Here is an 11201-nt window from a genome sequence, read left to right as displayed (position 1 = left end):
GCGCCCTAGGTTAGGGGATACTTGATTTTAACCGTTTTTGAGCCTCCACCGATGACTGATCTGACGCAAAGTTCTAAATCCTTACTTGCCCCGGCCTTAGCGCACAGCCGATACCTGCAGCAACTGCTGCTCCGCCACCCCCATCTGGCCGAAGAAACAGCCGTGCAACTTGCCCAGCCTTACACCCGGCTGATGATGGAAGAGCAGCTCCGCCAGCTGTCCGGCATGGATGATCAGGCTTTAAAACAACGCTTACGCCGCTTACGCCAGGCCGTCATGGCCAGACTGATCAGCAGAGAGCTGGCCGGGCTGTCTGATCTGACCGAAGTGATGCACACCATCAGTGATTTAGCCGAAGTCACACTGGCCACCGCTTTGGCATGGGTATCGCAGCCCGACGCACGTTATGGCCAGCCGACAGGCGAGGAATCCGGGCAGGTTCAGGAGCTCATCATTGTGGGCATGGGCAAATTAGGCGGGCGCGAGCTGAATGTCTCATCGGATATCGATCTGATTTTTATTTTCCCCGAAGACGGCCAGACCACCGGGCCGCGCAAAATCAGCAACTCTGAATACTTTGCCCTGATTGGCAAACGCCTGATTAATCTGATCGGCGAAATCACCGAAGATGGCTTTGTATTCAGAGTGGATATGCGGCTGCGCCCTTTTGGTGACGTGGGCCCGCTGGCCTGCAGTTTTGCTGCATTAGAAAGCTATTTACTCACCCAGGGCCGCGAGTGGGAGCGCTATGCGTGGATCAAAGCCCGCGCACTCTCAGGCGATGAAGCCGGGCTGATGCAGATGGTGACGCCTTTTGTTTACCGCAAATATCTGGATTATGGCGCGTATCACTCCATGCGTGAGCTGCACAGCCAGATCCGCCGTGAAGTAGCCCGCAAAGACAAAATCGACAATATTAAGCTGGGGCCGGGCGGGATTCGTGAAATCGAATTTATCGGCCAGGTTTTTCAGCTAATCCGGGGCGGGCGCAATAAAATTTTACAGCTGCGCCCAACGCAAGCCATCCTGGATGAGCTGGCTCAGCAGGGCATACTCACCCACGCCGCCGTAGCGGAGCTGCAGGAAGCTTACCGCTTCTTACGTAATACCGAACACCGCTTAATGTATCTGGACGATGCACAAACCCAGATGTTGCCTTTAAATACTGATGATCAGGCCCGCGTCGCGCACAGTATGGAGTTTGCACAGTGGGAGCAATTCAGAGAGCAGCTCACCCTTTACCGCAGCCGCGTCAACCAGCATTTCGAGCATGTATTTGTTTTGCCCCCGGACGAGGGCGAAGCCCATCCGCAAGCCGCCATCTGGCTTAGCGCACAGGATGGCGACAGCACCGATCTGGCCTCACTGGGCTTTGAAAACCCGGCTGAAATCAACCGCCGGCTTGCCGCCATGCAAAGCAGCAGCCGCTATCAGCAAATGCCAGACCGCTGCCGAAAACGCATCGACAGCATTCTGCCGCCTTTAATTGAAGTAGCCGCCAGTTTTCATAATCCTGACGCTACATTCACCCGTATTCTCGATTTACTCGAAGCCATCAGCCGCCGCGAATCCTACCTCGCCCTGCTGGCCGAGCACCCGCGCACACTCAAGCGGCTTGCCAGCCTTTATAGTGCCAGCCCATGGGTTTCGCAGTATCTGACCCGCCATCCTATTTTGCTGGATGAGCTGCTTGATTTCCGCTTACTTGAAGAGCAACCAGACTGGCCAAAACTGGGCAAAATTTTACGCCAGGAGTTAAAAGATTTAGACGATGACACCGAAGCCAAAATGGATTGCCTGCGCCATTTTCAGCATGCGCAGGTATTCAGACTGGTGTGTCAGGATTTAGACGGTTTACTGGTTTTAGAAACGGTATCAGATCATTTATCTGATCTGGCCGATTTAATGCTCACCGTAACGCTTGAGCAAGTCTGGCAAGAGCTGCCGAACAAGCACCGCAGTCATCCGCAGTTTGCGGTCATTGGCTACGGCAAGCTGGGCGGCAAAGAGCTGGGTTTTGCCTCGGATCTGGACATCGTTTACCTCTTTGATGACGATCACCCCAACGCGCCCGAAGTCTATGCCAAATACGCCAAACGCGTGGTGAACTGGCTGACCGCGCTGACCCCCGCCGGGCATCTTTACGATATTGATTTACGCCTGCGCCCCAATGGCACATCGGGCCTGCTGGTTTCCAGCATTGGCGCATTTGCACAGTATCAGCGCGAATCGGCCTGGGTGTGGGAACACCAGGCGCTGACCCGCGCCCGCTATTGCGCCGGGGATCGTATTGTAGGCAATGCTTTTGAAGCCATACGCGAAGATATTTTGCGCACGCCCCGTGATTTAGCCAAGCTGCGCAGTGAAGTAAAAACCATGCGGGAGCGCATGCTGGAAACGCATCCGGCGCATGCGGAAGATGTAAAACATGTGCGTGGCGGGATTGTTGATATCGAGTTTATTATGCAATACCTGATTCTTGCTCACGCCAGTGCGCATCAGGAATTTTGCTTAAACAGCGGCAATATCGCACTGCTGACCACCGCGGCCCGGCAGGGATTAATTCCACTAGAAGCCGCTCAGCTTGCCGCAGATGGCTATCGGGAATTACGCCGCCTGCAGCACAGCAGCCGCCTGAATGGCACCCAGCTTACAAGCAAAATGCTGGCCCCTATTCAGCCTCAGCTGGCCGCCGTACGCCTGCTCTGGAAAACATTATTCGGGGAAGATTAAAACAGGAAGACAAAAGACGGGCAAAGCAGCTGCTCGTCTTATTACTTTTTAAACACAAGCCGCGCTATATTTGATGCTCATTGGCGCTTGCATCCGGGAAAGCAGCAAAGCTGACTGCTTCAGCGCCATTGGGCAGGTAATCTGCCAGCAAATACGCCTCTTCGCGTATCCGCCCCATCAGTGCCACAACGTGATCCGGCTGTAAGCCCACTTCAAACCAGAATTCTTTGCGCCATACAGGATTAAGCCCCACATCCCCTCCCGGCTCCAGCTCGCTCACGGATGCCTGACGAAATGCAAAACCCAAGGCCGCTAAAAAGTCAGCAAACTCGGGCCCGCTATTGCTCACCTCAAGCACAAACGCAGCCATCCCAGGTGCCACTTGCTGTAAGTTTACATAGATATGAGTATGGAAAGGCCGCTGCACCGTTTGCATACACTGGGTGCAAAAAAAACCGGAACGTGGTGCATATTCGCTTTCATCCGCGTAAGTATCAGCAATTGGTAAGACGGGATGCCCACAACTATGATACGAATCCACACTAAACCTTTCATTAGAAAACAGTAAATATAATGATACGCTTTCATTCCAGCGCTGGGGCAAAAAAAAAACACCTGCATTTGCAGGTGTTTTTGGGCGAAGCGATGCAAAACAGCTTGCCCCAACTTCTGCCTTCTGACGCAAGCGGATATGCAATCTGCGCAGTTGTTTTTCATCCACGCTTCGGGGGCAGATCCTCAACAGATCGCCTTAATACGCCCCGTCAAGAACTAACTACTTATTACAAAAATATATCCCCACGATAGCAATCGCCCCGCCTGCAAACATCGCCATACTTAAGCTTTCACCCAGGATCAAACAGCTAAGCACCACGGCAGACAGGGGATTAAGCGCAATAAAAACACCCGCTTTAGTTGCCCCAACTTCCCGTATTCCATCGTAATACCAAATATAGGCACAGGCAGAGCCTATAACGCCTAAATAGATAAGACTTAAGACTTGTTGCCGCGAGATTAACTCAATAGCACTCATACTGATATCACCATAAAACAAGAGCGCAAACAACAACATGAACGTACCTGCAACAACTGAATACGTAACAGTGTGAACAGGACCAATTTCCATTACTATTTTCTTGGAAAAAACGCTATAAATCACCCAGCTCAACACGCAGCCTAGGATAAATACATCGCCTTTCCATGCATCCGCAAGAGGAATAACGACAGATGCATTTTTGCTAAGAATCACGATTGCAGCGCCGATCACACAGGCAAGCACTCCAAATATATTCAATACAGACAGCTTTTCACCTCGAAACATAAAAGCAGCAAGGGCAATTAGCGCAGGATTTAGTGCCACAATTAAGGATGCACGGGAAGCACTAATATAGTGAAGCCCATAAAAAAAGCAAAGGTTATAGCTAAATATTCCAAAGAAACCAAGAACAAGCAAACGCAGCAGTTGTGCCTTGGTCAGCTGAATAATTAACTCTTTTTTAAAGCTAATAATCATAATTAAAGTGACACTAGCTAATAAAAACCTCAAAAAAGCAGCAAGTAATGGCGCTACTTCTCCAGACAAATATCGCCCGGCAACAAAAGTCCCTCCCCATATAAAAGAAACCATGGCGAGCTTTATATAAACTAGATTTTTAGAACCATTAAAAGCCAATACTTCCGGGGCGGATATCGTCATCGATGAATTCCTGCATTATTTTGTAAAGTTATGCGTTTATTAGCAACCATCATTGGTTTATAAAAGTAACTGTGCTCTACTCCCACCAAGTTGAATACACATCGATTGCGAATTAAACAAGTAGTTGTAGCAATTTCCATAACGCCATCTAGAAAACATTGCGATACCATGCCCCCCCCACGATACATAGAAAAAATATACCAGTTTTTCCATACCAAAATTACTTATAAATCCAACTTCGCCAATCTAATATATTTAATGCAAAAAAAAGCACCCACCAAGTGAGTGCTTCTTTACAGCTTGAATATTTAGCTCGCTGCGACTTCTGCTTTTTGGCGTAAACGGATATGCAATTCACGCAGTTGTTTTTCATCCACGCTATTTGGTGCATCGGTCAGTAAACACTGAGCACGTTGTGTTTTAGGGAAGGCGATCACGTCACGGATAGATTCCGCACCCACCATTAAAGTCACCAAACGATCCAGACCAAATGCTAAACCACCGTGCGGAGGCGCACCAAATTGCAGGTTTTCTAACAAGAAGCCAAACTTGTTTTGTGCTTCTTCAGCATCAATTTTCAGCGCGCGGAATACTTTAGATTGCATTTCTTCGCGGTAAATACGGATAGAGCCGCCGCCAATTTCCGAGCCGTTCAGCACCATATCGTAAGCTTTAGCAATACATGCGCCCGGATTGGTATCCAGCATATCTTCGTGGCCGTCTTGCGGTGCAGTAAACGGATGGTGACATGCTGTCCAGCGATCGGCTTCTTCGTCGTGCTCAAACATTGGGAAATCAATCACCCACATTGGCTTCCAGCCCTGAGCGAAGTAACCACCCGCCTCGCCCTTCTCGTGGCCAATCTTAATCCGCAATGCACCAATCGCCTCGTTCACCACCTTGGCTTTATCCGCGCCAAAGAAAATCAGATCGCCATCAGTTGCACCAGTGCGGGCGATAATTTCTTTCAGAGCAGCTTCAGACAAGTTTTTAACAATCGGAGATTGCAGACCGGAATGCTCGTCATTGGTCAGCTTGGTTACATCGTTTACTTTGATGTAAGCCAGACCCTTAGCGCCGTAAATCGCAACAAACTTGGTGTACTCGTCGATTTCCTTACGGCTGAGCGCAGCACCACCCGGTACGCGTAAACCTACCACGCGGCCGTTGGCCATTTCTGCAGCAGAGCGGAATACTTTGAATTCTTCCGTTTTCATCAGGTCTGTCAGCTCAACAAACTTCAGAGTCACACGCAGATCAGGCTTATCCGAGCCGTAGTAATACATTGCATCAGCGTAAGTCATGCGCGGGAAATCGGTCAGCTCAACGCCAATCCCTTCTTTAAACACGTGCTTGGCCATCGATTCGGTGATGTCCATGATTTCGTGTTCATTCAGGAACGAGGTTTCGATATCGATCTGGGTGAATTCCGGCTGACGGTCTGCACGCAAATCTTCATCGCGGAAGCATTTTACAATTTGGTAGTAGCGATCAAAACCCGCCACCATCAGCAATTGTTTAAACAGCTGTGGAGATTGTGGCAAGGCAAAAAACTGACCATCGTGCACACGGCTGGGCACCAGATAATCGCGCGCGCCTTCTGGTGTGGAGCGGGTCAGCATCGGGGTTTCGATATCAATAAAACCACGGCTGTCCAGGTAATTACGGATCAGCATGGCGATGCGATAGCGCAGACGCAGATTTTTTTGCATAACCGGACGACGCAGGTCGATCACACGGTTTTGCAGACGCACGTTTTCAGAGAGATTTTCATCGTCGATCTGGAACGGTGGCGTTACCGCTGTATTCAGAATTTTGATTTCAGTCGCAACAATTTCAATTTCGCCAGAAATCAGGTTTTTATTGGCTGCGCCTTCCGGGCGGGCACGCACCAGACCGGTGATTTCCAGAACGTATTCATTACGTGATGAATCCGCTGTGGTGAATGCTTCCGGGGTATCCGGGTTGATCACAACCTGCACCAAACCTTCACGATCACGCAGGTCGATAAAAATCACACCACCATGATCACGACGACGATGCGCCCAACCTTTAATGGTGACGGTTTGCCCGAGGTAACGGCTGTCAATAAGACCACAGTAATCTGTACGCATTTAGTTTTCTCTTTGATTTAATCAGTGTTGATCATGCTGGCAAGTGATTGAAAAAGCCAAGGATAAGGAAAAAAAGCCCTGAGCGGATAAGGCAATCGCTACAAACCATTCTTAACGCCATCTTTGGCTCTTTACCGGACTAAACCGTCTTGCCGGGTGTAACCACACCCATCGAAATAACATACTTTAAAGCTTCATCGACGCTCATATCCAGCTCGATCACGTCGGACTTTTTAACCATAATAAAATAACCGGAGGTGGGGTTGGGTGTTGTAGGCACATAAACACTCACATAATCACCATCCAGTACGGCGGCCACTTCCCCTCCCGGTGTTCCGGTCATAAAAGCAATCGTCCACGCATCCCCATGAGGAAAACGCACAAGTAGCGCCTGACGAAACGCCTGGCCGGAATCAGAAAACAAAGTATCTGAAACCTGCTTCACGCTGCTATAAATTGAACGCACGATCGGAATACGGTTAAGAACTTTTTCCCCGACCTGCAATAAACGCAGGCCCAGCACATTGGTCGCAAACACACCCGTCAGCAGTAATACAACGACGGTCAGAATCACGCCAAAACCAGGAATATGATGCGAGCCCACTAAAAAGGGAAACGATCCTTCTAAAGCCTGCAGCAGCCATGAATCCGGGCGCATTGAAGTAGGTAATAAAGCACCGATCTGATCCATCGTGCCAATAATCAGCTGCAAGACCCACAGCGTGATGGCCAAAGGCACCCACACTAATAAACCTGTCAGTAAGTATTTTTTGAAATGCGTCATCAGCATGGATTTATTAAGCATCCGTGGGCGATTTAGACGAAGGTCCACCTTTAAAATCGGTCACATACCAGCCATTGCCTTTCAATTGAAAGCCAGCCGCAGTTAGCTGCTTTTCATAAGAGGATGCATGGCAGGCAGGGCACACGGTAAGCGTGTCATCCGACATCTTCTGAATATGCTCGTCAGAATGACCGCAAGCAGCACAGCGATAAGCATAAATAGGCATTACGTGTAAGCTCACACAAAAAACACGGATTATACCGCGTATAGGCACACTGATCGAACCCGCAGAGGCGGAGAAAGCATAAAAATTTTCACCACAAGCGCTCTTAAGGCTACAGATCAGCCCAGCGGCGTAATAAATTGTGATAGGTGCCTGTCAGCTGAGTGGCAATATCGTGCGATCCGCCCTGCTGGCGCAACTGGCGGATTGAGGTATCCAGATCAAACAATACCGCCCGCTCGCCTACATCCCTCACCATGCTTTGAATCCACATAAATGAAGCCAGCCGCGCACCACAGGTAACAGGCTCCACCCGGTGCAGGCTGGTGGATGGATATAAAATCATATCGCCCGCAGCCAGCTTTACCTCATGCACACCGTAAGTATCTTCGATCACCAGCTCGCCGCCGTCGTAATCCTCTGGCTCAGCAAAAAACAGCGTGGCCGATAAATCTGCACGGATACGCTCTTGCGTGCCAAAAATCCCCTGCACGGCATTATCAATATGATTGCCTAAATCCATGCTGTTTTCGTAGCGGTTAAATTGTGGCGGCATCACGTAGCTGGGCAGCGCGGCTGAAAAAAACAGCTCATTGGCATTGAGCGCCTGCAAAATAATCGCCCCCAGCTCTTTTGCCACCGGGCTGTCTTTTGCCAGCTGCTCATTTCGTTTCACCGACACGGATAGCGTGCCCGAAGTCATTTTGCCATCCTGCCACTGAGCCGTTTCCAGCCGCTCCCGACAATAAGCCACAGTCTGCGCATCCAGCACCTGGGGAATATGCAACAACATCATCCAATCCTTTTCAATCAACCTTAAATGCAAAAAACCACCACGATGCTACTCGTGGCGGTTGCAAAATCACTAATACTTAAAACTTGTAGTTAGCCGTCAGGTGCGCAGTGCGGCCTGCACCCGGAACGGCAAACCCACGATATAAACCTTCGTAATGATCGGTATCAAACAAATTATTAATGTTTAATTGCACGCTGTAATCGCGGAAGCGATATTCAGCCATTGCATCCCAACGCACATACGCGGGTAAATAAACGGTATTGTCGGTGCCCGCATAACGCTTATCCATGGCATTAAAACCACCACCTGCTTTCCAATTGCTATTGATTTGGTAAGTACTCCAGAAATTAGCGGTATAACGCGGTGCATTATCAGCGTAATTGCCTTCAGTCTCTTTTGGTGTTGCGCCTGCTACTTCATCAATACGCGCATTCATCACGGCTACACCGGCAAAAACTTGCCATAGCTCAGTAATCCGCCCTGCCGATTCAATCTCAATCCCGTCAGTATGACGGCGACCCGACATTAAATAAGGCTTAGCAACGCCCTGCTCGATGTCTGTCTGGCGCTCATTGGTTTTTTCAGTACGGAAAATAGCCGTGCGCAGACTTAAATCGCCATCCAGCATGGTCCACTTCGCGCCCACTTCAAAATTGCGGTTTTTCTCCGGATCAACCGATTCACCACGCGGGTCGGTTGAATAGGCTTCAGCCGATGGATTAAACGAGGTGCCATAAGAAACATAATAAGACTGATTACCATCAGGCTGATAAATCAGCCCTGTGCGCCAGCTAGCAATATTATCGGTGCGACCCGTACTGGCAGCAGCTTTAACCTTGGTGAACGATTCATTATCTGTATAGGCCTTAAAGTGATCAACGCGCCCGCCAACCAACAACTTCCATTGCGGCGTAAGCTCGATCAAATCTTGCGCATAAAAGGCCACGGTATCGGCCACTGAAGTCGATTTACCCGTTACAAAAGGTGCAGAGCACCCTGGCACATTGCCACTCGTTGCTGGATTGCCTACTGTTGTGCTTGGGAGAACACATTGAGCCAAGCCGGTGTTTTTATCAGGAGCAACGGTCCCAGTTGTGTCTAAATGAACACGACCAGTGCTTAACAACTTTTCACGCGTTAATTCAAAGCCAAGTAATACATTGTGCCGTACCGTGCCGGTTTCAAAATCCCAAATCAAATCACTGACATTGGAATAAATATCCTGATCACGCATACGCAATTTGCGGCCACGGGTAATGATCGTATTGTCATTCAATATTTCATCTTTTTTGAACAACAACCCTGGTGCACTTGCGCGCAGATCCAGCTCGTAAACACCCAAACGGGTCGAATTTTTCAACAGCATATTCGGGTTAATGCGGTGCTGAATATTCAAGCTCAAGACATCAGACTTGGTCTTTTCGGAATCAAAATCTTTTAGACCATAGAACTGTCCAACCTGAGGGATAGGCTGATTTGTTCCATCTTTACTCTCACGATAAAAGCCCGGCATTCCTTTGATTTCTTCTGGCTGGCCATTAGCGGCAGCGCGATAATAAGGCACGCCATAATCAGGAATATTGTCTTCTTGATAATGCATATAAGACAGCGTAGCTTCCGTTGGTTCACCCAAACCGATGCTCACCGAAGGCGCAACGCCCCAGCGATTCATTTCTGCACCTTCACGCGTACTACCGGATTTTTGGCCCATGACATTAACGCGCAACGCTGCGTTCTCACTCAAGCTGCGATTAAAGTCAGCCTCGCCACGATATAAGTTTTCTGTGCCAATAGAAGCAGTGAACTGATTCAAATCACCACGATATGGTGTTTTGCTTACTTGATTGATAATACCGCCCGTTGATCCACGGCCATAAATCATTGACGATGGCCCGCGTAAAACTTCTACCGTATCGGTATTGAAAGTGTCACGATTGTATTGAGCCGCGTCACGGAAATTATCTAAATACAAATCATTCGATGCCGCAAAGCCACGTAAACGCACGCCATCGCCGCTACTGCCGCCTTCGGAAGCATTAAAAGTAATCCCTACTGCATTGCGTAAAGCTTCTTTTAGCGAATTACTATCCTGATCATTCATCAGGGAGCGCGTCACGCTGCTTGTTGACTGCGGAATATCGCGCGCAGCCTGTGGCACTCGGCCTACGCGGGTTACGGGCGCGTTGTAAGTTTTATCAGTGTCTTTAGTGTTTTTAACATCGGCCTTTACTTCAACCGGTGCGAGCTTCACTTCGTCAATCGGTGCGGCATTTGCGCTCATCGCGCCAAATAATGCTGCGGCCGCCGGCAGTTTAGCCAGGTGGCGGATAGCCGATTTAGGCTTGTGTATCTCTCTCATGGGTATGTCTTCTATTTTTTTTGAGTCAAAAAAAAACGAAGGTCGTCTGACCTTCGTCCGGTAAAACGTTCAGTCTGATGCTTGATCAGTTTCCGTCTGTCAGCAGGCCAATTTTCGTTAAACCCGCTTGCCTTGCTGCCGACATGGTTTGTGCAATCAGCTCGTAGCGCACGCTTTTGTCCGCCAGCAAATGCAGCTCGGTCTGAGCATCTTTCGCCACGGCTGTTGCGAAACGAAGGGGTAATTCATCGGCACGAACAGGTGTTTTTTCCCATTCAATCTGCCCGCTTGCCGTTAGCGTAACCCGCAGCACCGCAGGCGGTGTCTGGGTGACTTCTGCCTTAGCCTTAGGCAAATCAACCCGAATGGAATGCGTCATAACAGGCGCGGTTACAATAAACACCACCAAAAGCACCAACATCACATCGACAAGCGGTGTTGTATTGATTTCAGACATCGGCGCGTTATCGCTTTGATCAAAGCCTCCAAAAGCCAT

At 49.3% G+C, this 11201-nt stretch carries 9 protein-coding genes; 1 reads left to right on the top strand and 8 read right to left on the bottom strand.

The genetic code is table 11. The features are described from left to right. Positions 1 to 51 precede the first annotated feature (51 nt). Positions 52 to 2733: a bifunctional [glutamate--ammonia ligase]-adenylyl-L-tyrosine phosphorylase/[glutamate--ammonia-ligase] adenylyltransferase gene (glnE, locus tag CSQ88_RS06070; protein WP_099397213.1), complete on the top strand. Its 2682-nt coding sequence runs from the start codon at positions 52 to 54 to the stop codon at positions 2731 to 2733. A 64-nt stretch (positions 2734 to 2797) separates the two neighbouring features. On the opposite strand, the gene CSQ88_RS22725 is transcribed toward glnE, so the two are convergent. The 8 genes from CSQ88_RS22725 to CSQ88_RS06030 form a co-directional block, all read right to left on the bottom strand. Continuing rightward, positions 2798 to 3103, bottom strand: coding sequence for a hypothetical protein (locus CSQ88_RS22725; protein ID WP_143449431.1), 306 nt, complete (start codon positions 3101 to 3103; stop codon positions 2798 to 2800). Positions 3104 to 3508: 405 nt separating this feature from the next. After that, a complete protein-coding gene (locus CSQ88_RS06060; protein ID WP_099397211.1) occupies positions 3509 to 4429 on the bottom strand; it encodes a DMT family transporter in 921 nt (306 codons plus the stop codon). Between the two features lie 308 nt (positions 4430 to 4737). Then, the gene (gene aspS, locus CSQ88_RS06055; protein ID WP_099397210.1) at positions 4738 to 6543 is read right to left on the bottom strand and encodes an aspartate--tRNA ligase; all 1806 of its coding nucleotides are present in this window, start codon (positions 6541 to 6543) and stop codon (positions 4738 to 4740) included. Between the two features lie 139 nt (positions 6544 to 6682). Next, positions 6683 to 7327 (bottom strand): DUF502 domain-containing protein, encoded by a 645-nt coding sequence (locus CSQ88_RS06050; protein WP_099397237.1) that lies wholly within the window; start codon positions 7325 to 7327, stop codon positions 6683 to 6685. Positions 7328 to 7340: 13 nt separating this feature from the next. Then, the gene (locus CSQ88_RS06045; protein WP_099397209.1) at positions 7341 to 7553 is read right to left on the bottom strand and encodes an FmdB family zinc ribbon protein; all 213 of its coding nucleotides are present in this window, start codon (positions 7551 to 7553) and stop codon (positions 7341 to 7343) included. Between the two features lie 109 nt (positions 7554 to 7662). Then, on the bottom strand, positions 7663 to 8343 hold the full coding sequence (locus CSQ88_RS06040) for a Fe2+-dependent dioxygenase (RefSeq protein ID WP_099397208.1): 681 nt from the start codon (positions 8341 to 8343) through the stop codon (positions 7663 to 7665). A gap of 79 nt (positions 8344 to 8422) precedes the next feature. Then, positions 8423 to 10705, bottom strand: coding sequence for a TonB-dependent siderophore receptor (locus CSQ88_RS06035; RefSeq protein WP_099397207.1), 2283 nt, complete (start codon positions 10703 to 10705; stop codon positions 8423 to 8425). Between the two features lie 85 nt (positions 10706 to 10790). After that, positions 10791 to 11201 (bottom strand): biopolymer transporter ExbD, encoded by a 411-nt coding sequence (locus tag CSQ88_RS06030; protein ID WP_099397206.1) that lies wholly within the window; start codon positions 11199 to 11201, stop codon positions 10791 to 10793.

The organism is Iodobacter sp. BJB302, assembly GCF_002735645.1.
In the GTDB taxonomy this organism is placed as follows: Bacteria; Pseudomonadota; Gammaproteobacteria; order Burkholderiales; family Chitinibacteraceae; genus Iodobacter.
This window is presented reverse-complemented; position numbering and strand designations above follow the sequence as displayed.

Excerpts from the sequence above, each read along its gene's own strand:
- glnE (WP_099397213.1), top strand. The coding sequence starts at position 52 with ATGACTGATCTGACGCAAAGTTCTAAATCCTTACTTGCCCCGGCCTTA.
- CSQ88_RS06060 (WP_099397211.1), bottom strand. The coding sequence starts at position 4,429 with ATGACGATATCCGCCCCGGAAGTATTGGCTTTTAATGGTTCTAAAAAT.
- CSQ88_RS06045 (WP_099397209.1), bottom strand. The coding sequence starts at position 7,553 with ATGCCTATTTATGCTTATCGCTGTGCTGCTTGCGGTCATTCTGACGAG.
- aspS (WP_099397210.1), bottom strand. The coding sequence starts at position 6,543 with ATGCGTACAGATTACTGTGGTCTTATTGACAGCCGTTACCTCGGGCAA.
- CSQ88_RS22725 (WP_143449431.1), bottom strand. The coding sequence starts at position 3,103 with ATGGCTGCGTTTGTGCTTGAGGTGAGCAATAGCGGGCCCGAGTTTGCT.
- CSQ88_RS06035 (WP_099397207.1), bottom strand. The coding sequence starts at position 10,705 with ATGAGAGAGATACACAAGCCTAAATCGGCTATCCGCCACCTGGCTAAA.
- CSQ88_RS06040 (WP_099397208.1), bottom strand. The coding sequence starts at position 8,343 with ATGTTGTTGCATATTCCCCAGGTGCTGGATGCGCAGACTGTGGCTTAT.
- CSQ88_RS06050 (WP_099397237.1), bottom strand. The coding sequence starts at position 7,327 with ATGACGCATTTCAAAAAATACTTACTGACAGGTTTATTAGTGTGGGTG.
- CSQ88_RS06030 (WP_099397206.1), bottom strand. The coding sequence starts at position 11,201 with ATGGCTTTTGGAGGCTTTGATCAAAGCGATAACGCGCCGATGTCTGAA.